The organism is Acinetobacter genomosp. 33YU, from assembly GCF_001990725.1.
Classification (GTDB): Bacteria; Pseudomonadota; Gammaproteobacteria; order Pseudomonadales; family Moraxellaceae; genus Acinetobacter; species Acinetobacter seifertii.
Genome location: NZ_LFZQ01000017.1, coordinates 128,570 through 153,481, shown reverse-complemented (window position 1 = coordinate 153,481; position 24,912 = coordinate 128,570). Strand labels below are relative to the sequence as shown.

Annotated in this window: 27 protein-coding genes; 10 read left to right on the top strand and 17 right to left on the bottom strand. The window is 40.1% G+C overall.

Going from position 1 to position 24,912, the window contains the following annotated elements; genetic code table 11:
- Positions 1 to 16: 16 nt before the first annotated feature.
- Complete coding sequence (locus AC056_RS18260; protein ID WP_004706125.1) at positions 17 to 583, top strand: 5'-methylthioadenosine/S-adenosylhomocysteine nucleosidase; 567 nt, start codon at positions 17 to 19, stop codon at positions 581 to 583.
- A gap of 36 nt (positions 584 to 619) precedes the next feature.
- Here the strand turns inward: AC056_RS18260 and AC056_RS18255 are convergent, their stop codons facing one another.
- The 12 genes from AC056_RS18255 to ubiG all read right to left on the bottom strand — a co-directional run bounded on the left by AC056_RS18255 (position 620) and on the right by ubiG (position 11,543).
- Positions 620 to 1,240: a TetR/AcrR family transcriptional regulator gene (locus AC056_RS18255; protein WP_004706123.1), complete on the bottom strand. Its 621-nt coding sequence runs from the start codon at positions 1,238 to 1,240 to the stop codon at positions 620 to 622.
- A gap of 261 nt (positions 1,241 to 1,501) precedes the next feature.
- Positions 1,502 to 2,302 carry an ABC transporter ATP-binding protein gene (locus AC056_RS18250; protein ID WP_004706121.1) on the bottom strand — a complete coding sequence of 267 codons (801 nt, stop codon included), beginning with the start codon at positions 2,300 to 2,302 and terminating at the stop codon, positions 1,502 to 1,504.
- Positions 2,303 to 2,315: 13 nt separating this feature from the next.
- Positions 2,316 to 3,113 (bottom strand): aliphatic sulfonate ABC transporter permease SsuC, encoded by a 798-nt coding sequence (gene ssuC, locus AC056_RS18245; RefSeq protein ID WP_004706119.1) that lies wholly within the window; start codon positions 3,111 to 3,113, stop codon positions 2,316 to 2,318.
- On the bottom strand, positions 3,110 to 4,285 hold the full coding sequence (gene ssuD / locus AC056_RS18240) for an FMNH2-dependent alkanesulfonate monooxygenase (protein ID WP_077164408.1): 1,176 nt from the start codon (positions 4,283 to 4,285) through the stop codon (positions 3,110 to 3,112). Before ssuD ends, ssuC begins: the two co-directional genes overlap by 4 nt.
- A gap of 27 nt (positions 4,286 to 4,312) precedes the next feature.
- Positions 4,313 to 5,296 (bottom strand): sulfonate ABC transporter substrate-binding protein, encoded by a 984-nt coding sequence (locus AC056_RS18235; RefSeq protein WP_077164407.1) that lies wholly within the window; start codon positions 5,294 to 5,296, stop codon positions 4,313 to 4,315.
- A 71-nt stretch (positions 5,297 to 5,367) separates the two neighbouring features.
- Positions 5,368 to 6,336, bottom strand: a complete 969-nt coding sequence (locus AC056_RS18230; protein WP_077164406.1) for a sulfonate ABC transporter substrate-binding protein — start codon at positions 6,334 to 6,336, stop codon at positions 5,368 to 5,370.
- A gap of 333 nt (positions 6,337 to 6,669) precedes the next feature.
- Complete coding sequence (argA, locus tag AC056_RS18225) at positions 6,670 to 8,025, bottom strand: amino-acid N-acetyltransferase (protein WP_077164405.1); 1,356 nt, start codon at positions 8,023 to 8,025, stop codon at positions 6,670 to 6,672.
- 120 nt (positions 8,026 to 8,145) lie between these two features.
- Complete coding sequence (locus AC056_RS18220) at positions 8,146 to 8,475, bottom strand: RcnB family protein (RefSeq protein WP_077164404.1); 330 nt, start codon at positions 8,473 to 8,475, stop codon at positions 8,146 to 8,148.
- 225 nt (positions 8,476 to 8,700) lie between these two features.
- Positions 8,701 to 9,102 (bottom strand): RcnB family protein, encoded by a 402-nt coding sequence (locus AC056_RS18215; RefSeq protein ID WP_019457897.1) that lies wholly within the window; start codon positions 9,100 to 9,102, stop codon positions 8,701 to 8,703.
- Positions 9,103 to 9,319: 217 nt separating this feature from the next.
- Entirely contained in the window at positions 9,320 to 10,066 is a 747-nt protein-coding gene (locus AC056_RS18210; protein WP_019457898.1) for a YciK family oxidoreductase, read from the bottom strand.
- A 65-nt stretch (positions 10,067 to 10,131) separates the two neighbouring features.
- The gene (locus AC056_RS18205; RefSeq protein WP_077164402.1) at positions 10,132 to 10,833 is read right to left on the bottom strand and encodes an HAD family hydrolase; all 702 of its coding nucleotides are present in this window, start codon (positions 10,831 to 10,833) and stop codon (positions 10,132 to 10,134) included.
- Positions 10,830 to 11,543 (bottom strand): bifunctional 2-polyprenyl-6-hydroxyphenol methylase/3-demethylubiquinol 3-O-methyltransferase UbiG, encoded by a 714-nt coding sequence (gene ubiG, locus AC056_RS18200; protein WP_019457900.1) that lies wholly within the window; start codon positions 11,541 to 11,543, stop codon positions 10,830 to 10,832. The genes AC056_RS18205 and ubiG overlap by 4 nt, the downstream gene beginning before the upstream one ends.
- Positions 11,544 to 11,723: 180 nt before the next feature.
- Between ubiG and AC056_RS18195 the strand changes: the two genes are divergently transcribed.
- Positions 11,724 to 12,341, top strand: coding sequence for a thiol:disulfide interchange protein DsbA/DsbL (locus AC056_RS18195; RefSeq protein WP_019457901.1), 618 nt, complete (start codon positions 11,724 to 11,726; stop codon positions 12,339 to 12,341).
- Between the two features lie 81 nt (positions 12,342 to 12,422).
- Here AC056_RS18195 and AC056_RS18190 read toward each other — a convergent pair whose 3' ends face one another.
- Positions 12,423 to 13,070 carry a TetR/AcrR family transcriptional regulator gene (locus AC056_RS18190; protein WP_077164401.1) on the bottom strand — a complete coding sequence of 216 codons (648 nt, stop codon included), beginning with the start codon at positions 13,068 to 13,070 and terminating at the stop codon, positions 12,423 to 12,425.
- Between the two features lie 138 nt (positions 13,071 to 13,208).
- Positions 13,209 to 13,847, bottom strand: a complete 639-nt coding sequence (locus AC056_RS18185) for a TetR family transcriptional regulator (protein ID WP_000027533.1) — start codon at positions 13,845 to 13,847, stop codon at positions 13,209 to 13,211.
- Between the two features lie 173 nt (positions 13,848 to 14,020).
- Here AC056_RS18185 and AC056_RS18180 point away from each other — a divergent pair, with 173 nt between their 5' ends.
- From AC056_RS18180 to AC056_RS18155, 6 genes are all read left to right on the top strand, one after another.
- Complete coding sequence (locus AC056_RS18180; RefSeq protein ID WP_077164400.1) at positions 14,021 to 15,046, top strand: ferredoxin reductase; 1,026 nt, start codon at positions 14,021 to 14,023, stop codon at positions 15,044 to 15,046.
- A gap of 30 nt (positions 15,047 to 15,076) precedes the next feature.
- Positions 15,077 to 16,219 (top strand): fatty acid desaturase family protein, encoded by a 1,143-nt coding sequence (locus AC056_RS18175; protein WP_077164421.1) that lies wholly within the window; start codon positions 15,077 to 15,079, stop codon positions 16,217 to 16,219.
- Between the two features lie 159 nt (positions 16,220 to 16,378).
- On the top strand, positions 16,379 to 17,095 hold the full coding sequence (rph, locus tag AC056_RS18170; RefSeq protein ID WP_004706096.1) for a ribonuclease PH: 717 nt from the start codon (positions 16,379 to 16,381) through the stop codon (positions 17,093 to 17,095).
- Positions 17,096 to 17,228: 133 nt separating this feature from the next.
- Positions 17,229 to 17,363 carry a lipoprotein gene (locus AC056_RS19625; RefSeq protein WP_167370374.1) on the top strand — a complete coding sequence of 45 codons (135 nt, stop codon included), beginning with the start codon at positions 17,229 to 17,231 and terminating at the stop codon, positions 17,361 to 17,363.
- A gap of 20 nt (positions 17,364 to 17,383) precedes the next feature.
- Complete coding sequence (locus tag AC056_RS18160) at positions 17,384 to 19,552, top strand: phosphocholine-specific phospholipase C (protein WP_077164398.1); 2,169 nt, start codon at positions 17,384 to 17,386, stop codon at positions 19,550 to 19,552.
- 408 nt (positions 19,553 to 19,960) lie between these two features.
- On the top strand, positions 19,961 to 20,128 hold the full coding sequence (locus AC056_RS18155; RefSeq protein ID WP_077164397.1) for a hypothetical protein: 168 nt from the start codon (positions 19,961 to 19,963) through the stop codon (positions 20,126 to 20,128).
- Here the strand turns inward: AC056_RS18155 and nadC are convergent.
- Complete coding sequence (nadC, locus tag AC056_RS18150) at positions 20,125 to 20,970, bottom strand: carboxylating nicotinate-nucleotide diphosphorylase (protein ID WP_019457906.1); 846 nt, start codon at positions 20,968 to 20,970, stop codon at positions 20,125 to 20,127. The genes AC056_RS18155 and nadC overlap by 4 nt on opposite strands.
- A 170-nt stretch (positions 20,971 to 21,140) precedes the next feature.
- Here nadC and ampD point away from each other — a divergent pair, with 170 nt between their 5' ends.
- Both ampD and murJ read left to right on the top strand, forming a co-directional pair.
- Complete coding sequence (gene ampD, locus AC056_RS18145; protein WP_077164396.1) at positions 21,141 to 21,710, top strand: 1,6-anhydro-N-acetylmuramyl-L-alanine amidase AmpD; 570 nt, start codon at positions 21,141 to 21,143, stop codon at positions 21,708 to 21,710.
- A gap of 72 nt (positions 21,711 to 21,782) precedes the next feature.
- Entirely contained in the window at positions 21,783 to 23,333 is a 1,551-nt protein-coding gene (gene murJ, locus AC056_RS18140) for a murein biosynthesis integral membrane protein MurJ (protein WP_171262132.1), read from the top strand.
- Between the two features lie 49 nt (positions 23,334 to 23,382).
- Here the strand turns inward: murJ and AC056_RS18135 are convergent, their stop codons facing one another.
- Positions 23,383 to 24,078, bottom strand: coding sequence for an FKBP-type peptidyl-prolyl cis-trans isomerase (locus AC056_RS18135; RefSeq protein ID WP_019457909.1), 696 nt, complete (start codon positions 24,076 to 24,078; stop codon positions 23,383 to 23,385).
- Positions 24,079 to 24,127: 49 nt separating this feature from the next.
- Complete coding sequence (locus AC056_RS18130) at positions 24,128 to 24,850, bottom strand: FKBP-type peptidyl-prolyl cis-trans isomerase (protein WP_077164393.1); 723 nt, start codon at positions 24,848 to 24,850, stop codon at positions 24,128 to 24,130.
- Positions 24,851 to 24,912 lie beyond the last annotated feature (62 nt).

Here is a 24,912-nt window from a genome sequence, read left to right as displayed (position 1 = left end):
GATTTGAGCTTTTTGAATGAACAAAGATATCGCTTTAATTATGGCACTTCCTAATGAATCTAAAGGTTTGTTTGAGCAAGCAGGTATTGAAGTCCATTATAGCGGTATCGGTAAAATCAACGCTGCCTTTAAAGCATTTGAAGTTATTCAAAAAACAGGCTGTAAAACTCTAATTAACTTAGGTTCGGCAGGAAGTTCATCTTTTAATCGACATGATTTGGTCGAAGTAAAAACTTTTGTGCAACGTGATATGGATGTTTCACCATTAGGGTTTGAAGTCGGTGTAACGCCGTTAGATGAGCACTTACCTGCTGAAATTCATCTTCAATCACATTTTTCTGATTTACCAAAAGGCATTTGCGGGACAGGGGACTCATTTGAAACGGGTCAGCCGAAAGTCGCTTGTGATGTGGTGGATATGGAAGGGTATGCCTTAGCCAAAGTTTGCCATAAGCTAGGTGTACGCCTAATTTCAGTGAAGTATATTACTGATGGCGCAGACGATACCGCTCATTTAGATTGGGAAGAAAATTTATTATTGGGCGCGCAAAAACTCTTGGCTCTTTATCAAAATCATTTCTAAAAAAAAGATCGGCAAATTTGCCGATCTTTTTTTGTTTTAACGAGGGATTACGCCGTACAGCATGAGATGTACTGTATGCTCAATCGAGCGTTGGAACATACTGCGGTTTCGCAACGTTTTTCCAGTCACCATTTCCATTTGCGTGGCAAAATCGGCATAGTTTTGTGTAAGACCCCAAATATTGAGTATTAACAGCTCAGGGTCGATATCTGGGGAAATTTTACCTTCTTCCTGCCAAGTCTGAATGACTTTAGCTTTGCGCTTAAATAGCTTTTTCAAAGGCCCTTTCAGTATAGGTAAAATGTGCGGCGCCCCTTGGATAATTTCCAAAGCAAATAGTCGCGAAGCTTTTGGTTGGCTACGTGAAAGTTCGATTTTTTGTATTAAGTAGTGAGACAAAGCTTCGGCTGGTTCTAACTCAGCTTCTAAGGTTTGTAAGGGAGCAAGCCATTTTTGTAAAACTGTGGTCAGCACTTCCACATATAAAGACTCTTTATTTTCATAGTAATAGAAAATATTCGACTTATGCATGTCAGCGAGTTGGGCAATTTCATCCAGACTTGCACCACTGAACCCATATAGTGAAAACACATCAAGGGCGGCAGCAAGAAGCTGATTGCGCTTTTGAGTACTCTTCTTTTGTTCCATTTGCTGCATAAATTAAAAAGATAGTGCTCCCATTGTAAGGTAAATCGTTTGATTTGTGCACAGGTGTCTCACTTTTTTAGTGAAAAAACGGATAGTTATTTGAGCAATAGATATACTATTGTGCAAAAAATAGAGAGATTCACTAGTTTATTGTTATTCTTAAAAATATTTTTTTATATTCGCCCCAAAAAAGAGCAATAAATCATCAGTTTTATTGCTCGTTAATTGGACATTTTGTAGTTGAAATGGTTCTCATTACTCATCTCAGCTTTAAGTTGCTAAAACAGCATCGAGTACTTGTTGTTCAAGCTGGGCAAAAGTTATGCTCTTTTTACGCGGACGTGGCAAATTCACTTGGAAACTTTGGGCAATTTGGCCCTTATCTAATAGGATAATACGGTCGGCCAGTTGTACTGCTTCACTTACATCGTGTGTGACCAAAATGGCAGTAAAACCTTGCTCTTTCCATAAACGTTCAATCAAGCTTTGCATCTCAAGACGGGTGAGCGCGTCTAATGCACCTAACGGCTCATCTAACAGTAAAATACGTGGAGTATGAGATAATGCGCGAGCTAACGCTGTACGCTGGCGCTGGCCACCTGAGAGCTGTGAAGGCCACTGTCCCGATTTTTCTTTTAAACCCACCTTTTCCAGTAATTCTTCTGCCAAAGCATGTTGTGATTTTGGTAGTCCAAGTTGAACGTTTTGAAGAATATTTCGCCAAGGAAGTAAGCGTGGGTCTTGGAACATAACCCGAATGTCATCGTTAGTAATGCCTTCGCGTAAATGTCGCGCAGATTTAAATTTAATTTCTCCGAAACTCGCTTTTTCAAGTTGGGCAATTAAGCGTAGTAACGTACTTTTACCGCAGCCACTACGACCAACAATTGCCAAAAATTCGCCCGGTTGAATATGCAGGTTAAGATCTTCAAGAACTTTCACCTCACCATAAAACTTGTAAAGCTGTTCAATCAGAATCTCTGCACCTACGACAGGTTCTTGTGACTCTGGATGATTTTCTGGAATGAGCTCTACGTCATTCTGATTAATATTTAAATTCAGATTTGTCATATTTTAAGCTCCCTTATTTTTGATAACCAGCGTGCCAACGTAGTAAATAGCGTTCCAAAATTTGTGCTAAAACATCGGCTAACTTTCCTAATAGGGCGTAAAGAAGAATACCGACCAGAACCACATCTGTTTGCAAAAACTCTCGTGCATTCATGGTCATATAACCAATACCTGCTTGCGCTGAGATCGTTTCAGCCACAATGAGTAATACCCAAACCAAACCTAATGCGAAGCGTAAACCTACTAAAATAGAAGGCATTGCACCTGGTAGAATAATTTCTTTGTAGAGCTGCCAGCGGGAAAGCCCATAGCTTTTACCCATCTCAATCAATTGTGGGTCGACTGAACGAATTCCATGATAGGTGTTGATATAAATTGGGAAGAAAACACCGACAGCAACTAAAAACAATTTTGCTGTTTCATCAATACCAAACCACAAAATCACCAGCGGAATAAGCGCAAGAGCTGGGATATTACGAATCATCTGTAAGGTTGTATCGAGTAGGGTGGAGGCGAAACGCGAAGACCCATTGAGCAGACCTAATAGCAAGCCTAAACCACCGCCTACTAAAAGCCCAAGCAATGCACGACCAGCACTTACTTTAACGTGATGCCATAGTTCGCCACTCACCAAAAGATGCCAAAAAGCTGAAATGACAGCACTTGGAGCAGGTAAAATGCGGCTTTCTAAAAGACCTGAACTTGAGGCAATTTGCCAAACAACCAATAGAACAATTGGGAAAATCCAGGGCAGCAAACGCTGCCCGATTTGTTTTGTTCCACGTGAAACAATATTTACATCTTGGCTCATGCAGGCTCCTTGACGGAACTATTTTGCTTCTTCTCGTCTGGAACATAGTTGTTGGCAATAATCTCACCGAATGGACCAGTTAAGTTTGGCTGAGCAAGTTTAGCTCGGGTCTCAATTGGTAATAACGGGAATACTAACTCTGCAAAACGGATCGACTCTTCAAGATGTGGATAGCCCGAGAAAATAAAAGTATCGATACCTAAATCAGCATACTCCTGAATACGAGCAGCAACTGTTTCTGGGTCACCTACAAGTGCCGTACCTGCACCACCACGGACTAAACCAATACCAGCCCATAGGTTTGGAGAGACTTCTAACTTGTCTCGGTTACCGCCATGTAGTGCGGCCATCCGTTGTTGGCCTACCGAGTCCATTTGTGCAAATTTTTTCTGTGCTGCAGCAATAGTTGCATCGTCGAGATATTGAATAAGCTCGTTCGCTGCTGCCCATGCTTGTTCGTTGGTTTCGCGAACAATGACATGCAAGCGAATGCCATAAGTTAATTTACGGCCTTTACCCTCGGCTTTTGCACGAACATGCTCGATCTTTTCTTTCACGGCTGCTGGTGGTTCACCCCAAGTGAGGTAAGTGTCTACTTGCTCCGCTGCAAGGTCGACAGCGACATCTGAAGAACCGCCAAACCAAAGTGGTGGGTAAGGCTTTTGGACAGGTGGGTAAAGTAGTTTTGCATCATCTACTTGTAGGCGTTCACCGTGGAATGTAAAAGCTTCACCCGTATGTGAACGCGTCAAAATTTCACGCCAGATTTTTACGTATTCATTGGCAGTTTGATAACGCGTTGAGTGATCTTCATATAAACCATCACCGCGTAGTTCTGCTTCATCGCCACCAGTCACTAAGTTGAGTAGCACACGACCATTCGATAAGCGGTCAAATGTAGCAGCCATACGAGCAGCCAAAGCTGGTGTTGTTACACCCGGACGTAACGCAACTAAAAACTTAAGGTGCTGAGTTGCATCAATCAGGCTCGCCGCCGTAATCCACGGGTCTTCACATGAACGGCCAGTTGGAATAAGTACACCCTCATAACCCAAATTATCTACTGCCACAGCAATTTGCTTCATATAGGCATGGTCAACCTGACGAGCGCCTTTACTTGTACCTAAATAGCGACTATCACCGTGGGTAGGAATAAACCAGAAAATTTTCATGTGCATTACCTATATGTCTATATGAAATTACTTGGCACCCCAAACAGCTTGTTTAATGCTGATTGGTTTTGGAATGATGCCTTGTTGGGTAAAGATGTCTGCAAGCTGCTGTTGTTCAGCAATCACTTTGCTGTTAAGAGGAGCTGCTGCTGATGGACGTGGACGACGTTTAATGAATAAGTCACTAGTTGCAGGTTTTAAGCCTGTACTTTGGCCAATCGTGCTCGCCGTTTCTGTTTGATGGCTTTGAACCCATTTGTCAGCTTGATTAATCTGTTTGATGAGTTCAGGAACAGCTTTTGGATATTGCTTAACAAAATTTGGAGCGGCTAAATAAAAGGTATAGTTCGGACTTAAACCTTTACCTGAAGCAAGTACACGAGCTTGGTCTTCTAGTTGCGCTGAAGCGTAGTAAGGGTCCCAAATTGCCCATGCATCAACGGCACCTTTTTGGAATGCAGCGCGAGCATCGGCAGGTGTGAGCCAAATTGGCGTAATGTCGCTCCATTTTAAGCCCGCTTTACGCACAGCCTGTACGAGCAAGTAATGTGAACTGGAACCTTTTTGCAACGCAATACGTTTGCCTTTTAGGTCTTTAAGCTGGGTGAGCTGTGAGTTTTTAGGAACTAAAATTGCTGACGCTAATGGCTTAGCTGCTTCATAAGCAATGTAATATAAAGGCTTGCCCGCTGCTTGAGCATAGACTGGAGGGGTGTCTCCAGTAACGCCAACATCGAGTGAGCCAACAGCCAAGGCTTCTAAAATTTGAGGGCCAGCCGGGAACTCGTTCCAAGTGATCTTGGCATTTGGAAATTCTTGTTCAAATAGTTTTTGTTGCTTGGCAATCGCGAAGTTAATCGAGCTTTTTTGAAAACCGATACGAAGTTCTTTTACGGTTGGGTCAATTGCCCAAGCAGGTGCAGCAATCGTTAAACCTAAGACAGCGACTGCACTAAAGCGCTTAACTAACTGAGTCCACTGACTCTTATTAAATAATGACTGATGTTGCATATAGATATCCTTGTTCCCTTCAGGCAAGGCACAGCATTTATATCGTTATTTAAGCTGTACCAAAGCTGGGTTTATTTCAGTTTTAAAATGGCATCTTGAATGGTGAGCTTGTTTGGAATGAGCTTTTGCGCATAAAAGGCATCGGCTACATATTGTTGTTCTTGAGCGACCTTGTCAGATATTGGTTGAACACCAAAACCCATTCGCGAAATAGAAGTTTTGAGTACATCAAACTCAAGTGCCGTAGGTTTTTCGAGTAGCTTGGCCGCTTCATCTTGATGCGTGCTGACCCATTGGGTTGTTTGATTTAGCGTTTGTACAACAGTGTTGAGCACTTTTGGATTACTTTCTGCAAATTTACGATCAGCTAAGTAAAACTGATGATTGCTTACCAAGTTTTCACCTGTTGCTAAAACTCGAGCTTGAATTTGATGTTGAGCTGCTGCAAAGAACGGGTCCCAAATGACCCATGCATCGACAGCGCCCTTTTCAAATGCAGCACGTGCGTCTGATGGCGGTAAATAAACTGGTTGAATATCACTTAAGCTCAAGTGATTTGCTTCTAAGACTTTCAATAAAAGGTAGTGAACATTCGAACCTTTATTCAGTGCGACACGTTTGCCTTTTAAATCCTGAATTGAGTGAATAGGAGAGTCTTTTTGTACCAATAATGCTTCTGCTTTTGGTGCAGCAGGTTGGTTTGCAACATAAACTAAATTGGGGTTGGCTGCTTGAGCAAAAATAGGTGGTGCTTCGCCAGCCTCTCCCAATGAAACGCTTCCGACATTTAAACCCTCAAGTAATTGAGGACCCGCAGGAAATTCGACCCATTTCACTTGTACGCCTTGATCTTTTAGCGCTTTTTCCAAGTCACCACGAGCTTTTAAAATAGGAAGGATGCCATATTTCTGGTATCCAATATTTAGAGTTGTGGTGGTCTGTTCCTCTTTTTTGGCACAACCACCTAGCATCATCACTCCCGCAAGGCTGGCAGCAATGACTGAATATTTTGCCCATGAAGTGGAATTAAAAAGTGCCATGTGGTTTCGTGCTCCCCGAAAGAGAAAAAGAAAAATAATTGGATGAGCAGATACCCTAAAGGGATTTTTATTTCATAAAAAATAAGTATTCGGTCTTTATTTATACAAAAAAAAGCTAAAAACTTTCGGCGATAAACTTATGCAAAAAAAAGATTTATTAAACAGAATAATATTTAGAAAATGGTGTTTAAGTTTTTGTAAATAAAATGAAAAATATGAAATGAAGAAAATTTAAAGATTTAAAAAAAGTACAACCATACATTAATGGTATGTATGGTTGTACTTTTGGGACTAAGCTTATCTGAAATAAGAATATCTTAAAAAATGCAAAGACTAGGGAAGCAGTTTTTTAAACACTAAAGAATTTCTTTGATAGTTATATAGTGCCTGACGGGCATTTGGTAATTCATCAACAGTGACTTGATGGAAACCATGTTCTAAAAACCAATGAGCAGTTCGTGTTGTTAAGACAAATAATTGACGAATGCCTTGTTGTTTGGCCTTTTCTTCAAGGAATTGCAGAATTTGGCTACCACGATTTGATTTGCGATAACTAGGGTGTACTGCTACACAAGCAATTTCTGCCGAACGAGTTTCATTAAATTCAGTTGGAATTGGATAAAGAGCAGCACAAGCCAAAATCATACCGTCTCGTTCAATAACCGCAAACTGGCTAATTTCCTGCTCTAAACGTTCACGCGAACGATAAACCAAGATGCCTTCTTCTTCTAACGGACGCAATAAATTCATTAAGCCACCCACATCTTGAATATGGGCTGTGCGAACTTCTTCATAGTGTGCATCAGTAATCATGGTACCCACACCGTCACGGGTGAAGAGTTCTTCAATAAGTGCGCCATCATAGGCATAAGAAATTAAATGAACACGGTGAACACCCGATAAAGATGCCTTTTTTGCTTCCTGTAAATGTAGGGTTAGGGTGGGGCTACTGGTCTGGTATTGCTGAATATAGTAATCAAGCTGATGCGGGCTCAATTCACGCAATAATTGTCCTTCTTCATTAAGCAAACCTTGTTGTTCACCTAAAAAGATTAATTTGTCTGCTTTTAAATAGGTTGCGGTTTTGGTTGCCACCTCTTCAGCTCTTAAATTAAATACTTCACCAGTGGTTGAATAACCAGTCGGGCCCAGTAAAACAATATTATCGTTATCGAGATGACGCTCAATCGCGTCGGTATCTATGGAACGAACTTCACCCGTAAGCTGAAAATCCATTCCATCACGAATACCATAAGGTTTAGCTGTAACGAAATTCCCTGATACAACATCTATTCGAGCGCCGTACATTGGAGAATTAGCCAATCCCATAGATAACAGTGCTTCAATTTCTAACCGAATAGACCCCACAGCACTCATGACACAGCCTAATGATTCGCGTGTTGTAATACGACTGTTATCATAAAAAGGAGTTTCGATACCTTTATCTTTAAGGTTTTGATTAATTTGTGGACGTGCACCATGGACTAAAATTAAGCGGATACCAAGTGAATGCAATAAAGCAATATCATGAATAATATGTTCGAAATTAGGATCGCGGACGGCTTCACCGCCAAACATTAAAACAAAAGTTTTATCGCGATGGGCATTAATATAAGGTGCTGAATGTCGGAACCAATGTACATAATGTTGGGTGTTATTATGTGATTTCTCTAAAGACTTACTTGGCATACCGATCTCGAATCAACAGCAAAAAGATATAAAGATGATTCTAAACAAAAAAGCTTAAAGTCGCATGTTTTAGATATAAAAACACCCAAATTAGATTTGGGTGTCTGATATTTTATTATATTAACGAATCACTTTAATGATTTTATGGCTTTGTTCATTTACCAGTACATAGTTACCATTCACTTTATACCATTTTTGAAAACGCCCTGGCTTGGTTAGTTTCTGGTGTGAGCGATAGTCAACTGCATAACGTGGGTGCTGATATTCACGGGGTACAACTTGACCTGCTCGCCAGTCATTACGATGGTCGTCTTTTTTAATCACTTTAACTGTTTTTACTTCATGGTTTGGGTAATTACCATGACGATCATGGTCATTTGGAGCAGCCATTGCTGTTGTTGTGATTAAACCACTCATTGAAAGAACAATTGCTGTTGTTAGTTTTTTCATCATGAACCTCGAATGATCAATTAAATTTCGATAATTGAAGATTAGTGAATAATTAAAGATAAATCGTGAAGACTAAGAACGATAAATGTGAAAAAATTCTATGAAATAAGAAGAAATTTAGAATATATGAATTTTTATTATCTAATTGATATATAAAATAAAAAAAGGATAATACCGATGGGCTTTATCCTTTTTTACTAACTGATGAGTGAGGAGCTATCAGTTTTATAAACCACGAATGCTAACAATACTGTTAGAGTCTGTATCGACTAAAATATAGTCATTGTTAATTTTATACCATTGCTGGTTACGGTCTGGTTTAGGCAAGTTACTGTCTCTATAGTCGACCTTATAGCCATTGCCGCGATAATGCTGTGGCATGACATAACCTGGCTGCCAGCGATGTTGTTTTAGACGCTCAAAACCACGTTCTTCACGCATACGGCGCTCATCGCGGAAACGATCATCGTCATTGTCCCGATCAAATTTATGTCCACGATCATTCCATTCACCATGCGGACCACCTTTAGGGCCATGTCCTCGATCAAAAGGAGGGTCGGCAAAGCTTGCCATACTAGTAGTCAGTACGGTTATGCAAAGAGTTAAGGTAGTGAACAACTTTTTCATGATGCATCCTCGTTTACATCTGATGTCTCTCATGGTGAATACTCTACGCGTAAAATGCAGAGAAACTGTGAAGATCATTTAATGCTTCAATTAAAATTACGGATAGATCCAGAGTTTTTATCAATAATAAAAAAGGCTTGTATATATCTTTTCAGGTATAGCCAAGCCAGATGTGATGATCGGCTGTAATGTATTTTAGCTGTTCATCCGTAATTATTTAATCCTGAGCATCAATACTTTGTCCATTGAGCGCCAAACTATCTTCACCCATTAAATAAAGATAAGCTGGCATAATCGACTCAGGCGTCAATAATGTTTTTGGATCTTCTTCAGGATAGGCTTTTGCGCGCATTGCTGTGCGTGTTGCACCGGGGTTAATGCAGTTAAAGCGGATATTTGGATAGGTATGCTCAGCAGCAAAAATTTTACTTACAGCTTCAATTGCGACTTTAGACACTGAATACGCGCCCCAGAGTGCACGTGCTTCGCGACCTACGCCAGAGCTGGTAAATACCACAGAAGCGTTATCTGATTTTTGTAAAAGCGGGAGTAGGGCTTGAGTAAGAGCAAAAGGCGCACGTAAATTGACTGACATCACATCATCCCATACTTCTGTTGGATAATGTGCCAGTTCTACTCGATCACCTAAAATGCCGGCATTGTGCAAAATACCGTCCAGACGTCCAAATTGCTTTTCGAGAGTATTTACTAAAAAGTCATAATCACGATCAGAAGCACTCGAAAGTTGTAATGGTAAAATTGCAGGCTGAGGAGCGCCTAAACCTTCGATTTCATCATAAATTACTTCAAGTTTATTTAAGGTTCTACCATGCAAAACCACAGTTGCGCCGTGTAAAGCATAACTGAGGGCCGCAGCTCGCCCAATTCCATCACCTGCACCAGTGATTAAAATAATTCGATCTTTGAGAAGATCTGGACGAGGTTGATATTCTGAATATTTCATTGGTAAACCTCCTTCTTTTTATATTGATATAAATAACTGTTAAAAAAGCCTGTAAAACTCTTGTATTAACCTATCATACGCTGATTTTCCTGTAGAGCAGGAAGCTTTTGACGTAACATCTCGTGTAATTCTGTCACCGTATTTACAATCGAGTCGGCTTGCCAAGCGACTAAATCATCACGATGTTCGATAGGTAAATAACCGTATGCTGCCAAGATCGTATACATATCGGCATTGCGACCAGCATCAATATCACGTGGATGATCACCCACATAAATAATTTCATTTGCGGGTATATTTAACTGCTTTGCAGCCAAATACATTGGTTCAGGGTCTGGCTTGGTTTTAGAAACGTCTTCTGGACACACTAGAACTGCACAGCGTTCAGTCAGATTTAATTTTTCTAACAATGACTCACTTAAACCACGTGGTTTATTGGTCACAATACCCCACGGAATTTGCTGAGCTTCTAACTCTTCTAAAAGTGGATACATGCCTTCAAACAGGTCTGTATCGACGACAATATTATTGCCATAAATATCTAAAAAGTTTTGTCGATGTGCCAAGAAAATTGGATTGGCTACATCCAGTTCTGGATAAACCAATTTGACCATCGCTCGTGCGCCCTCAGAAACCTGAGTACGGATGAGGTCTGCATCAACTACAGGGCGTCTTGCATCACGACACATTTGTTGAATAATACGAATAAAATCGGCAGCCGTATCGATGAGAGTGCCGTCTAAATCAAATAAAACAGCTTTCATCATGCACCTGTATTTACTGTATGAACCATATAGTTAACATCAACATTTGGCGCTAACCAGTAATGCTTGGTAAGCGGGTTGTAGTGCAAGCCTGTCATTTCTTTTAAAGTTAAGCCTGCATTACGAATGTCATGTGCCATTTCTGAAGGGCGAATAAACTTGTGATAATCATGTGTACCTTTTGGAAGCATGCGTAATACGTATTCAGCACCAATAATCGCAAATAAATATGACTTTGGGTTACGGTTAATGGTCGAGAAAAACACATGACCACCTGGCTTCACTAAAGCCTGACATGCTTTAACAATAGATGCTGGATCAGGAACGTGTTCCATCATTTCCATGCAAGTGACCACATCGTATTGACCTGCTTGCTCTTGAGCCAATTCTTCAACTGGAATTTGGCGATATTCAATATTTTGAACATTGTCTTGCTGAGCATGCAAACGACCTACAGCTAAAGGTGCTTCACCCATATCAATACCGAGTACATCTGCACCACGGCGAGCCATGCTTTCAGCTAAAATACCGCCACCGCAGCCAACATCAAGTACTTTTTTGCCTGCAAGACCACCAACACGTTCATCAATCCAGTTTAAACGTAATGGGTTAATTTGATGAAGTGGGCGAAATTCAGAATGTTGATCCCACCATTTGGCAGCAAGTGCTTCAAACTTTGCGATTTCTTGTAAATCAACATTCAATTGCGACATGGTGCTACCTCTAAACTTGAGTTATCTTTTTGGATGTAGTTCGCCGTTAGTGTAGCGATTATTGGGAAAAAAGCGATAAACCCAATAAAAAACTTCACAGAAGCAAAACGAATTTAGCATATTTGTTTTATATTTAGAGCATAAGCTAATGCATAACAACTTAGAGGAAAAGCTGTAGCAATGAAAAAATTGGTTTTGGGTGGTTTGAGTGCAGCAATTATGGCCGTATCGGGTAGTGCAATGGCAGCAGATTTCGTTGCTGGTAAAGACTACACCGTGATTGCCAATCCAGGCAAAGTGGAAGTACCGGGGAAAATCGAAGTACGTGAGTTCTTTTGGTATGGTTGTCCGCACTGTTTTAAACTTGAACCACATATGCAAACGTGGTTAAAACAAATTCCTAATGATGTACGTTTTGTACGTACACCAGCTGCTATGAACAAAGTATGGGAACAAGGGGCACGTACTTATTATACATCTGAGGCATTAGGTGTTCGTAAGCGCACACATTTACCATTATTCCATGCCATTCAGGTGAATGGTCAGCAGATTTTTGATCAGGCTTCTGCGGCTAAATTCTTCACGCGTTATGGGGTACCTGAAGAGAAATTTAACAGTACTTACAACTCATTTGCCGTAACTGCAAAAGTTGCTGAGTCAAATAAACTTGCTCAACAGTACCAATTAACTGGTGTTCCTGCTGTAGTAGTAAATGGTAAATACGTAGTACAAGGCGAAGATGGTAAAGTGACCCAAGTACTTAACTACTTAATTGAGAAAGAACGTAAAGCAAAATAATTTTGATTGCGTTAGAAAAAGGGCTCCATTAGGAGCCCGTTTTTAATATTTAATTACTTTCACAATCACGGAATAATTCAATTAATTTTGATGATTTTCATCTTCGATTTGGAAATTTAGTGCATCAAAATTGGTGGTTTGTGTTGGCAACGACAATGCCTGATTAATATATAAATTAATGAGTTTTTGGCGAGAACCAATTGAACGCTGATAATACGTTGAGTTTAGAAGCAGTGATGCGCCATAAGTCAGTGACCAGATATATGATAAATAATCACGAATCGACATATCGTAGTTCAATGATTTTAAATAACTTTCAGTAATATCTTTAATCGCTAAAATACGTTGCTGACGAATTTCATAAAGCTCTTCAAAGAGGTGTTTCAACTTAGACTCTGTCATGGTCAGATTTTCTTCAAGTTGATGCAATAGAATCGTTTTGCCCGGTGTGAGCAAATGATGCAGCATGTAACGGGGTGCATACTCTTTAAAGTCAGTATTATATTTTTGAGAAATTTCTAAAATTTGTTTTTCATTTTGAATAATGAGTTCAAGTAGAAGTTCATTTTTACTTCTAAAGTGCTTATAAAGCGTACCTTTTGCAATATCTAGCTCGGCCACTAATTCATCTAGAGTAATTTCCTGATTGTTTTCTAGTAACAATTTTTCTGCAACGCTCAGAATCTTTTCTTTGCGCATTAAAAACTGTGTATGACGATCAAGATTCATAGGTATTCCCACACCAGTTTGGCCTAACGAATAGTTTACTTCCTGTAAAAAAGAAAAAGACTTTTCTCGAAATTTTGAGCCTTTTTCTTTCTCTGTTTACGTATTACCACATAACCTGTTTTTTGTCATTTGCCGCTTCTATCGTTCCCAGTTCGCAATCCCTCTAAACAGTAAGCGAACTTGTGTAGATGCGTTTTCAATAAAGGCAGTTTGTTGCTGCTTGAGCTGTTCACCTTGATATTGTTTGGCGAGGTTAAGCCACGTCATTGCCCATGTAAATGACATATTAGTCAAAATGGTAGATAAGACATTTAAATCTTGAGGGTTTTGAATATGTTTAAAATTTTCGAGTTTAGTTAGATCAGTTGTTAGGTCTTCAATCAGAAATTCGATTTCTCGAGCAATCGCTGTACGAACCGTTTCTGAACCGCCCCAACGTTCAGCAATCATAAATTGCCACTGTTTAGGGCTATGATTCACTGCCTGCACAAATAGCTCAATACTGGTTTGGGTTTTAGCGGATTTATGTTGTAAATAACTTTGTCCAAGTTGATGTAAAACGCTTTTTAAATGTAAGGCAACTTGATCGACCAGTTCCTTACCGAGTTCATCCATGTCTTGAAAATGGCGATAAAACGCTGTTGGTACCAAACCAACTTCACGTGCAACTTCACGCAAACTGATACTACTGAACGAACGCCCAGACGTACTTAAATGCAAGGCTGCATCGAGAAGTGCCTGACGACTTTGCTGTTTTCGTTCATCCCGTATCGACATTAAAAGAACCTATTTAAACCGTGAGCCAAAGTCTAACAAAAAAGAGCAAACTTTCATAAAAAAAATAGTGAACAAGTGTTGACTGAGTGAACACTTATAAATATAGTGTACATATGTTCACTATACGAACATGTGTTCACTCAAATAAATAGCCAGAAACAAAAGAGGAACGTATGAACGCAACACTTAACTATCAACCACATTGGGTTCGAGAAGATTTCGTTGATTTTGTTTTGCAAAAAATTAATGTGTCTTGGGCTTGGAAAAGGGTACTTGCAGAAGTTACCGCAGTTCAGCCACTTCATACCAATATGGTGCTGATCAAGCTTAAACCGAATCGTAATTTTAATTTCGATCAGGTTTGTGCAGGTCAAAGTATTTTACTGACTTTACTTATCGATGGCGTTTACCAACAGCGTAGTTATTCAATTATTGAAGTAACCACTCAAGGTGAAATTGCTTTGGGTATTAAAGTACAAGGCTTGGTATCTCGCGCAGCTCAACTTTTACATGTGGGTGAGTGTGTTGAAATTTCACAGCCACAAGGTGAGTTCACTTTGCATCAAGGCCAGCAGCCCGCGATTTTAATTGCATCAGGAAGCGGTATTACTGCAATTTATTCACTTTTGCAGCAAGCTTTGAAACAGCAGCTTGAACAAATTCATGTGATTTATTTTAATCGTGCGGAAATTTTTCATGCTGAACTAAAAGCTTTGGCAGAACAGTACCCACAGCTTCAATATCATTTTTTTAATACTACCGAGCAAAAGCAGCATTTAACTGAAAGCCTGCTACAGAAGCTGGTTCCTGACTTTGAGCAAACAGCAACTTATGTGTGTGGTCATCACGGCATGATGCAGCAGGCGAATGAAATTTATGCACAAAAAGGTGCTCAGTCTCAGCTTCACCAAGAATATTTCCAACCCCTTCAAGTGACGGGAACTCATACCGCACAGCCTGTTATTTTCCGCCGTGCCCAACACGAGTTTTTAGCTGAAACAAATTTACTGAGCAGTGCAGAGCAAGCAGGACTACGTCCGCAACATGGTTGCCGTATGGGTGTCTGCAATAAATGCAGTTGTACCAAAGTAAGCGGAGTGACTCAAAACCTGTTAACAGGTGAAATTGAAGATCAACCGAACCGTCCAATTAAACTATGCGTGAGCCAGGCATTAAGCCCAGTCACGATTGATCTATAAAAAGAATTAAAGAGGATTAACCCTATGAATATGGCATTAGAATTTTCTACCGTTTCTAAATCTGCTCATTTAACACCTGAACAGACTGAAGAGTTTGGTCGCCGTATTGAACAGATTCGTCAAGAAGTGATGCAAAGTCTTGGTGAACAAGACGCAAAATATATCTACAAAGTGCGTAATTTTGTTCGCTATACCGAAATCGCATCGCGTGGCATGTTGATGTTTGGTGGCTGGATTCCACCTGTCTGGTTATTGGGAACAGGCTTATTAGGCATTTCTAAAATTGTAGAAAATATGGAACTTGGTCATAACGTTATGCATGGTCAGTTTGATTGGTTAAATGAACCAAGCCTGAACGGTAATACTTACGATTGGGATACCATTGCATCGGGTGATGACTGGCGTGAAACACATAACTATGTGCACCATACCTATACCAATATTGTAGGTAAAGACCATGATGTCGGATATGGAATTTTACGAGTAAGTGATCAACAGAAGTGGGAACCTCGCCACCTGTTCAATATTCCACTCGGTCTACAGTTAATGTTTTTCTTTGAATGGTATGTAGGTGTACAAAACTTACATCTTGAAGATGCATTAGTTTATAAAACCAAGAGCTGGAAACAGGTTTGGAAAGACTCGGCTAAAGTCCGTAAAAAAGCAACGCGCCAAGTTTTAAAAGACTATGTGTTTTTCCCTGTGATCTCTGGTCCTATGTTTTTACCAGTTTTTGCGGGAAATGTAGTTGCCAATATTATTCGTAACTTGTGGTCATCTGCCGTGATCTTTAATGGTCACTTTACTGAAGATGCAGAAACGTTTGAGCCGGACAATACCGACACTGAAACTAAGGCAGAGTGGTATTTACGTCAGATTCGTGGTTCGAGTAATTTTAGTGGCACAGAGTGGATGCACTTTATGAGTGGTAACTTAAGTCATCAAATTGAACACCACTTATTCCCAGATATGCCTGCCAACCGCTATAAAGAAGTAGCGCCAAAGATTAAGGCACTCTGTGCAGAATATGGTATTCACTACAACGAAGCGAGCTTTATGCGCCAGTTCTGGAGTGTATGGGTACGTTTAGCAAAATGCTCATTACCAAACCAAACTAATGGAAAAGTGATGCAGACATTAGAAAAGTTAAAAGCAAAATTTAAATTTGCATAATCTCAGTTAATCCAAAATAGCTCCTTTTTAGGGGCTATTTTTATTTTTAAGTCATGAAAAGTACAGACTTACATTTCAAAGTAGGGAATAAACTCAACCTGTCAAAATCCTTTGCTATACTATGCCCAAGTTTGTATTTAAGAGAAGTTAGGAAGGATTATGCGTATTGACCAACGTGCATTAGACCAATTACGTGAAGTGAAAATTACACGAAACTACACCCGTTATGCTGAAGGTTCTGTGCTGGTCGAATTTGGTCACACCAAAGTCCTTTGTACTGCAAGCATTGATAACTCAGTGCCACGCTTTTTAAAAGGCCAAGGTCAAGGCTGGGTAACAGCAGAGTATGGTATGTTACCGCGTTCAACACATTCTCGTTGTGACCGTGAAGCTGCTCGTGGTAAACAAACTGGTCGTACTCAAGAAATCCAACGCCTCATTGGCCGTAGCTTACGTGCGATGGTTGATTTGAAAAAGCTTGGTGAAAATACCATTACCATCGACTGCGATGTCATTCAGGCAGATGGCGGTACACGTACTGCTTCAATCACTGGTGCTGCTGTAGCATTGGTTGATGCGATGAATGTTTTACTTGCACAGAAAAAAATTAAGCATGATCCGCTTAAAGGCTTAGTTGCTGCAATTTCTGTAGGTATGTATCAAGATGAAGTGCTTCTTGATCTTTGCTATGAAGAAGATTCGAACTGTCAAACTGACTTAAATGTCGTGATGACACAAGCTGGCGAGTTTATTGAAATTCAAGGTACAGCCGAAGATAAACCGTTTACTCGTGCACAAAGCAATGCCATGTTAGAAATGGCAGAAAAAGGAATTGCCGAGCTGATTAAAAAGCAACAAGAAGCTTTAGGCTGGTAATCTCAAGTTATCTAAAAAACGCATCTTCGGATGCGTTTTTTTATGCCTTCATCAAATCGACATAAAAACATCACTTGCTTGTCACTTTTACGCTTTATTAGTAGTTCGCATTTAAACCGTTTGGAAAAAAATGATGCGAAAAATTTCACTTTTATTTATTACATCTTTAGCGCTTATGCTCAGTGCTTGTAACGATGACAACAACTCAGATAATTCATCGCCAACAACACCGCCAACTAGCAATTGCAAAATGCACTGTGCACCATAATAAAAATTAAGGATGAAAAAATGAATCGTCGCGAATTTCTTTTAAATTCTACAAAAACTATGTTTGGGACCGCTGCTCTGGCAAGTTTCCCGTTAAGTATTCAAAAAGCGCTGGCTATTGATGCCAAAGTTGAAAGTGGAACTATTCAAGATGTTAAACATATCGTGATTTTGACTCAGGAAAACCGCTCGTTTGATAATTATTTCGGAACATTAAAAGGTGTGCGTGGTTTTGGTGACCGCTTTACCATTCCAATGACAGAAAGCCGCAAAGTTTGGGAGCAATACGACGCCAAGAAAAATAAAGTATTGCCTTACCATTTAGATAGTCGTTTAGGAAATGCTCAGCGTGTTTCAGGAACTCCTCACTCTTGGTCTGATGGCCAAGCTGCTTGGGACAATGGTCGTATGAGCGACTGGGTGGCTTATAAGAAACCGCAGTCAATGGGCTACTATAAAAAGCAAGAAGTTGAATATCAGTTTGCTTTAGCCAACGCTTTTACCATTTGTGATGCCTACCACTGCGCTATGCATGCAGGGACTAACCCGAACCGTAAGTTTATATGGACTGGAACCAATGGACCTACAGGCGCAGGTGTAGCCAGTGTGGTCAACGAATTTGATGGGATTGGATCATCAACAGAAGGTTATGAATGGACGACGTATCCTGAGCGTTTACAGCAGGCTGGCGTGACATGGAAAGTGTATCAAAATATGCCAGATAACTTTACCGATAACCCCTTAGCTGGTTTCAAGCAATATCGCCGTGCTAACGAGCAATCTGGTCAACCTGTCAGTAATGACACCTCAACATGCCCAGCATACGATGAAAAAATCGATGCAACACAGCCACTTTATAAAGGTATTGCCAATACCATGCCAGATGGTGGTTTTTTAGGAACTTTTAAAGCTGATATTGCGCAAGGAAAACTACCTCAAGTGAGTTGGTTAGTTGCTCCGGCAACTTACAGTGAACATCCAGGGCCATCTAGTCCTGTGCAAGGCGCTTGGTATATTCAGGAAGTATTAAATGCTTTAACTGAAAACCCTCAAGTGTGGAGTCAAACGGTTTTATTGGTGAACTTCGATGAAAATGATGGTTTCTTCGACCATGTTCCTTCACCGAGTGCGCCATCTAAAGATATAAATGGCGTTGTATATGGAAAAACAACTTTAACCGATCAGCAAGTATCTTATGAATACTTTAATCATCCAGCAGTAGCGACTTCAAAATCTCAACCTAAGCCAGATGGTCGAGTGTATGGGCCGGGTGTGCGTGTTCCTATGTATGTGATTTCACCGTGGAGCCGTGGTGGCTGGGTAAACTCTCAAGTCTTTGACCATACTTCTATTTTACAGTTTTTAGAAAAACGCTTTGGTGTACAAGAGCCGAATATTAGCCCATACCGCCGCGCCGTATGTGGTGATTTAACGACAGCATTTAATTTTAAAACACCGAACCTTTTGCCTGTTGCTGAACTAGATGGCAAGAAAACCAAAGCCGAAGCCGATGCGATTCGTGTTGCTCAAGCTTTATTGCCACAAGTTCCTGTACCGAGCCAGCAGCAATTTCCTCAGCAGGAAATGGGGATTCGACCATCACGTGCTTTGCCATATATTTTGCACACCAGTGCCAAAGTTGATGCCACTCAAAAAACAGTTAAATTGATGTTCTCTAATACGGGTAAACAAGCAGCTGTTTTCCATGTCTATAATCGATTAGATCTTACAGTAGCTCCTCGTCGCTATATGGTTGAGGCAGGTAAACAGCTTGATGACGTGTGGAATACCACAAATGGACAGTATGATTTATGGGTACTTGGACCAAATGGTTTCCATCGTGCGTTTAAAGGCAATTTGAACCAAGTTAACCAAACTCAAGCATTACCAGAAATTAGAGTCTGTGTGGAAGAGTGTGATGCGAATTTGTATTTAAAAGTTCGTCACGACGGCAATAAGTCAGTCAAGCTTAACGTCAAAGCAAATGCTTATCTACCAAATAAAACATGGAATATAGAAACGAATAGTTCTGAAAAAGAATTAGTTTGGGATATGTCTGAATTTGGTGGTTGGTATGACTTTACGGTGACATTAGCTGATGATGCAACGTTTAGTCGCCGTTTTGCAGGACGTATAGAAACTCAAGAAGATTCGATTTCTGACCCATATATGGGTTATTTAGAGTCTTGAGTTGCTGTAATGGATGGATGATTAAGCTGACGTTTTGAGTTAATAATTTATTTTAAATTAGCTAGCACGACGGAGTCTTATCGTTTATTCATCCAGTGGAAGTAGCTAATTCGTTACTTTGGTTTCGCCCAAAGTAACCAAATGCATTTGTCATCTACAAAACCTGTTCTCTTTCTGCATATATCTGATTTATTGCAAAAACAATATATTTATAGATTTTGGGCAGGTTGTAGATGACACCTAGCACAATCTAAAGTTCGGAAATATAAAGGAAGAGAGGGTAATATCTTGTTGTGTAGATGAATAATAAAAATAAAGACTTACCTTTTGTAACAGAATCTCCTAAGCTTGGTCATATTTATCTTTTACCTTGAAACCCTGAATTTTTAAAAGTGATGGGGAAAATTTATGCTACAAGGTTTTATTGTATTATTAGCAGTAGTTACTTTTGTTTTAATGGCTGCCGACCCACGAGATAACGGGGCACAAGCGACTCAGTCAGCATGGCAAAAAACACAAGCGGCAGACATGACTAAGTCGCAGAAACAAACCAATAACGATGTGGATTTTATTTAAGCATTAAAACGCATAGATAAATCAACAGCTCTGACGTCTTTAGTCAGGACACCCATAGAAATATAGTCGACACCAGTAGTTGCCACTTCACGCAAGTTTTCAATGGTGATATTGCCAGAAGCTTCGAGTTTACAACGTCCAGCTACATGCTTTACGGCATCAATCATTTGCTGTTGGCTGAAGTTGTCTAGCATGACAATGTCCGCACCAGCCTCAAGTGCTTGGTTGAGCTCATCCCAAGTTTCAACTTCGACTTCAACTGGTTTGCCTGGTGCAATTTGGTGTGCTTTTGCAATTGCTTGGGCAATACCACCAGCTGCCATAATATGGTTTTCTTTAATTAAGAATGCATCAAATAAACCAAGACGATGGTTTTGTCCGCCGCCAATAGCAACAGCATATTTTTGTGCAATACGCAAACCCGGTAAAGTTTTACGTGTATCGAGAAGTTTTGTATTTAAACCTTCAAGATGCTGAACATATTCAGCAGTTTTTGTAGCAACAGCAGATAAAGTTTGAATAAAGTTTAAAGCAGGGCGCTCTACCGTCAGTAAGCTACGTGCAGAACCAGCAAGCTTTAAAAAGGCTTCATTTGCAGCAACACGGTCACCTTCTTGTTTTAACCAAGTCACCTGTACAGTGTTGTCATAAGCTGAGATGAGCGCATTCACCCAAGGCTGTCCAGCTAAAACCATATCTTCACGGCTAATGATAGTTGCGGTAGCCTGTTCATCTTCAGGTGTGAGCATGGCGGTAATGTCACCGTCCCCAATATCTTCTTGTAATGCTTGTTGAATATTGATTTGAATTGACTGTTCAAGCAAAGACTGAGGTATGCTCATACGGTTTCCATTTTGTCGATGACCCTAAAACTTGCGATATATTAGCACCGTCGACTTTAAAAATAAGCTGTTTTATGAGATTAATCGCGATAAACAATCGTGCTGACTACTTTGAAAAGCACATAAGTGTTTTAAACTAAAACAATGGCAAGCAATTTATTGGCACTTCAATGAAGAAAATCACACCGTATGAAGTTATAGATGGACAATTAAAAGGGGCGAGACAAGTTCCTTCTCCAAATTTTAACCAGCGTCCGACTGGTACCGAAATTCAAATGATTGTGGTTCATAATATTAGCTTGCCGCCATCTCAATTTGGAGGTGGGTATATTGAGCAGTTTTTTCAAAACAAGTTAGATTGGTCAGTTCATCCTTATTTCCAGACTATTGAAGGTATGCAGGTCTCTACGCACCTGTTAATTTTACGAACAGGTGAGGTCCTACAGTTTGTTAATTTTAATGATCGTGCATGGCACGCAGGGCGTTCGAGCTATTTAGCCAAAGTTGAATGCAATGATTATTCAATTGGTATTGAGCTTGAAGGAAGTGATGATTTACCTTTTGAGGAAATACAGTACAGCGTACTAACCGATGTGGTTAGGGCTATTCGCCAAGCTTACCCTGAAATTAAGAATCATATTGCAGGGCATTCGGACATTGCGCCGGGCCGAAAAACTGATCCGGGGCCTTATTTTAAATGGCAACACTTTAGACAACTATTAGCACAGAAAAAAACTTGAGTTCATTCATCATTTCACAACGAAAAGATTTTCTAGTTTCATTACAATAGCGACTTTCGAATATAGCTGTAGGTGAGTACGATGGCATTGTGGCGATCGACTTTTATTGTCAGTGCGATGACGATGTTGTCACGTGTGTTGGGGTTGGTACGAGATGTCGTATTACTCAACGTGTTTGGTGCGGGTAAAGATTTCGATACCTTCGTTGTGGCTTTTCGTATTCCCAATTTCTTTCGACGATTGTTTGCCGAAGGAGCTTTCTCGCAAGCCTTTATTCCAGTACTAACCGAATATAAAACAGGCCGAGCACATGCTGAAGTTCAAATCCTGATTAGTCGGGTATTTGGTTGCTTACTCACGGTCATGACCTTACTCACTTTTGTGGCTATGGTGTTAGCACCAGCGATCATCTATATGTATGCGCCGGGCTTCCATAATGACCCTGAAAAGTTCGATTTAGCGGTCAGTATGTTCCGTCTGACTATTCCATATCTAATGTTTATGTCACTGACTGCTTTTGCCAGCAGTATCTTAAACAGTTATGGTTCTTTTGCTTCCCCAGCCTTTTCGCCTGTTTTGCTTAATGTCGCAATGATTGCAGGTGCATGGTGGCTTACCCCATATATGGCTGAGCCTATTAAAGCATTAGGATGGTCTGTTGTCGCAGCAGGTATTTTACAGTTAGCCATACAAATTCCTGAATTATGGCGTAAAAACTTACTGATTCCACCCAAAGTTGATTTTAAACACGAGGGTGTAGAGCGTATTTTAAAATTAATGCTTCCAGCATTATTTGGTGTGTCTGTGACTCAGATTAACCTATTGTTAAATACGATTTGGGCCTCTTTCATGCAAGACGGTTCGGTATCTTGGCTCTACAGTGCAGAGCGTATGACTGAGCTACCTTTAGGTTTAATCGGTGTTGCGATTGGTACAGTCATTTTGCCTTCGCTTTCAGCACGCCATGCTGAGCAAGATCAGGAAAAGTTCCGCGGCATGATCGACTGGGCAGCAAGAGTTATTGTGTTGGTTGGTTTGCCAGCAAGTATCGCCTTATTTATGCTTTCTACACCGATTATTCAGGCTTTATTCCAACGTGGAGAATTTGACCTACGTGATACTCAAATGACAGCACTTGCATTGCAATGTATGAGTGCTGGTGTAATTTCTTTTATGCTCATTAAGGTGTTTGCACCAGGCTTCTATGCGCAGCAAGATACTAAAACACCAGTACGTGTAGGTTTAATGTCAGTTGCCGCAAATGCCATTTTAAACGTTGTATTTATTGGATTCTTTAAACTAATCAATTGGCATGCTGAGCATATGGCGCTTGCATTGGCATCTTCTGGCTCAGCTTTGGTAAATGCCGGTTTGCTCTACTTCTATCTACATAAGCGTAATATTTTCCGATTTGGCTCACATTGGAAAAAACTAGCTCTTCAATATGGTTTAGCAAACCTTGCTATGATTGCAGTACTTTGGTTTGGGTTAAATTGGTATAACGGTGAACTTTCTCAATGGATCCGTATTGCTGAGGTCGCAGGTCTATGCGTAGTAGGTGTAATCGCTTACTTAATTGGCTTACTGATTACTGGTTTTAGACCAAGAGATTTAAAACATTAAAATAAAAAAAGCGATCTTAAATGATCGCTTTTTTTTGATCTTAAAAAACTTATTTTGGCAAAACTTGTAGCAATTCAATATCAAAAATTAAAGTACTATTTGGACCAATACTATCACCAGCGCCTACTTCACCATAAGCAAGTTTAGCTGGAATAAAGAAACGGGTTTTACCGCCTTCTTTCATCGTTTGTAAGCCTTCTGTCCAGCCTGTAATCACCTGATTCAACTGGAAATCGACAGGGTGATTACGTGCAATTGAACTGTCAAAGACAGTTCCGTCGAGTAAACGGCCTTCATAGTTCACTTTTACACGAGAAGTAGCTTTAGGTGTTTTACCAGAACCTTCTTTTAATACTTGATATTGCAAACCTGATTTTGTTGTAATCACACCAGATTTCTTAGCATTTTCCGCCAGAAAAGCAGCCCCAGCTTGGGCATTTTGTTGCCCTTGCTTTTGAAATTCAACAAGCTGTTTAGCTTCTAAAGTTTTTTTATACTCATTAATCGCTTTCGCCATTTCTTCATCAGTGAGGCGTGCTGACTTGTTCTGAGCACCTTCTTGAAGACCTTGATAAAAGATATCAAGATTTAAATCTGTTAATGCATCAGTATTATTACGTCCCATTAAATAGCCATAACTATAGCTAAACTGATCTTTTGCTGGGCTTTTATTTGTTATCGGCGTGGCAGCAAGAACAGATAAACTCATTGTTGAGGCTGCAATAACCAAACTAATTTTTTTCATGCCATTTTCCAAAAAAACAGGAGAGTATAATTACTCTCCTGGATTGTCATTATTTCACTGAAATGAGTTCAACATCAAAAATCAGTGTACTGTTTGCTGGGATCCCTGAAACTTCTTGTGGACCATATGCAAGGTTTGATGGAATAAAGAAAGTCGCTTTTCCGCCTTCTTTCATAAGTTGAAGACCTTCAGTCCATCCTGGAATCACCTGATTAAGAGGGAACTCGATAGGTTGACCACGTTTATAAGAACTATCAAAAACCTGACCGTTAATTAAACGACCTTCATAATGAACTTTAACAACAGACTGTGCTGTTGGCTGCTTACCAGTACCTTCTTTAGTAATGATATATTGCAAACCTGATGCAGTAGTTTTTACCCCAGCTTTTGTTTTGTTTTCAGCAAGGAATTGTGCATCTGCAGAATCAGCAGATGTGCCTGCTTGCGCTGGTTTATCTGGGTGCTGCATTTTTTGTTGTAACTCTTTTTCATAAGCTGCAACAGCTGCTTTTAAATCTTCTTGAGTATAAGCACTTGGCTGTTTGCTACGTGCATCATGGATCCCTTGAACAAATGCCTTTGTATCCAGTTCTGGAGGAGTTTGTTGCGCAACTTCATACCCAAGCACATAACTGATTTTTTGAATTGGAGAAGCATTTTTGTCTGCTTTACGTCCAACTTCTGTGGTCGGATGTTGAGTTGCATAATATACAGGTACAAGTGCAGCACCGCCTAAAACTACAGCGACAGCAATGGGTAAGGCTTTACTCATAAAAGGTTCCAAAAATAATCATTTGAGTCTAAAAGGCTGCTTCGATCTTAGCATGCTTCGAC

What these genes read in the sequence shown, in the direction of transcription:
- ssuC (WP_004706119.1), bottom strand. Translation starts at nt 3,113, where the DNA reads ATGAGCCAAGATGTAAATATTGTTTCACGTGGAACAAAACAAATCGGG.
- AC056_RS18190 (WP_077164401.1), bottom strand. Translation starts at nt 13,070, where the DNA reads ATGAATCTTGATCGTCATACACAGTTTTTAATGCGCAAAGAAAAGATT.
- AC056_RS18180 (WP_077164400.1), top strand. Translation starts at nt 14,021, where the DNA reads ATGAACGCAACACTTAACTATCAACCACATTGGGTTCGAGAAGATTTC.
- AC056_RS18160 (WP_077164398.1), top strand. Translation starts at nt 17,384, where the DNA reads ATGAATCGTCGCGAATTTCTTTTAAATTCTACAAAAACTATGTTTGGG.
- rph (WP_004706096.1), top strand. Translation starts at nt 16,379, where the DNA reads ATGCGTATTGACCAACGTGCATTAGACCAATTACGTGAAGTGAAAATT.
- ssuD (WP_077164408.1), bottom strand. Translation starts at nt 4,285, where the DNA reads ATGAAAATTTTCTGGTTTATTCCTACCCACGGTGATAGTCGCTATTTA.
- AC056_RS18155 (WP_077164397.1), top strand. Translation starts at nt 19,961, where the DNA reads ATGCTACAAGGTTTTATTGTATTATTAGCAGTAGTTACTTTTGTTTTA.
- AC056_RS18230 (WP_077164406.1), bottom strand. Translation starts at nt 6,336, where the DNA reads ATGGCACTTTTTAATTCCACTTCATGGGCAAAATATTCAGTCATTGCT.
- AC056_RS18250 (WP_004706121.1), bottom strand. Translation starts at nt 2,302, where the DNA reads ATGACAAATCTGAATTTAAATATTAATCAGAATGACGTAGAGCTCATT.
- AC056_RS18195 (WP_019457901.1), top strand. Translation starts at nt 11,724, where the DNA reads ATGAAAAAATTGGTTTTGGGTGGTTTGAGTGCAGCAATTATGGCCGTA.
- AC056_RS18220 (WP_077164404.1), bottom strand. Translation starts at nt 8,475, where the DNA reads ATGAAAAAACTAACAACAGCAATTGTTCTTTCAATGAGTGGTTTAATC.
- AC056_RS18135 (WP_019457909.1), bottom strand. Translation starts at nt 24,078, where the DNA reads ATGAAAAAAATTAGTTTGGTTATTGCAGCCTCAACAATGAGTTTATCT.
- AC056_RS18185 (WP_000027533.1), bottom strand. Translation starts at nt 13,847, where the DNA reads ATGTCGATACGGGATGAACGAAAACAGCAAAGTCGTCAGGCACTTCTC.
- AC056_RS18260 (WP_004706125.1), top strand. Translation starts at nt 17, where the DNA reads ATGAACAAAGATATCGCTTTAATTATGGCACTTCCTAATGAATCTAAA.
- AC056_RS18130 (WP_077164393.1), bottom strand. Translation starts at nt 24,850, where the DNA reads ATGAGTAAAGCCTTACCCATTGCTGTCGCTGTAGTTTTAGGCGGTGCT.
- AC056_RS18210 (WP_019457898.1), bottom strand. Translation starts at nt 10,066, where the DNA reads ATGAAATATTCAGAATATCAACCTCGTCCAGATCTTCTCAAAGATCGA.
- argA (WP_077164405.1), bottom strand. Translation starts at nt 8,025, where the DNA reads ATGCCAAGTAAGTCTTTAGAGAAATCACATAATAACACCCAACATTAT.
- AC056_RS18255 (WP_004706123.1), bottom strand. Translation starts at nt 1,240, where the DNA reads ATGCAGCAAATGGAACAAAAGAAGAGTACTCAAAAGCGCAATCAGCTT.
- AC056_RS19625 (WP_167370374.1), top strand. Translation starts at nt 17,229, where the DNA reads ATGCGAAAAATTTCACTTTTATTTATTACATCTTTAGCGCTTATGCTC.
- AC056_RS18235 (WP_077164407.1), bottom strand. Translation starts at nt 5,296, where the DNA reads ATGCAACATCAGTCATTATTTAATAAGAGTCAGTGGACTCAGTTAGTT.
- ubiG (WP_019457900.1), bottom strand. Translation starts at nt 11,543, where the DNA reads ATGTCGCAATTGAATGTTGATTTACAAGAAATCGCAAAGTTTGAAGCA.
- nadC (WP_019457906.1), bottom strand. Translation starts at nt 20,970, where the DNA reads ATGAGCATACCTCAGTCTTTGCTTGAACAGTCAATTCAAATCAATATT.
- ampD (WP_077164396.1), top strand. Translation starts at nt 21,141, where the DNA reads ATGAAGAAAATCACACCGTATGAAGTTATAGATGGACAATTAAAAGGG.
- AC056_RS18215 (WP_019457897.1), bottom strand. Translation starts at nt 9,102, where the DNA reads ATGAAAAAGTTGTTCACTACCTTAACTCTTTGCATAACCGTACTGACT.
- AC056_RS18175 (WP_077164421.1), top strand. Translation starts at nt 15,077, where the DNA reads ATGGCATTAGAATTTTCTACCGTTTCTAAATCTGCTCATTTAACACCT.
- AC056_RS18205 (WP_077164402.1), bottom strand. Translation starts at nt 10,833, where the DNA reads ATGATGAAAGCTGTTTTATTTGATTTAGACGGCACTCTCATCGATACG.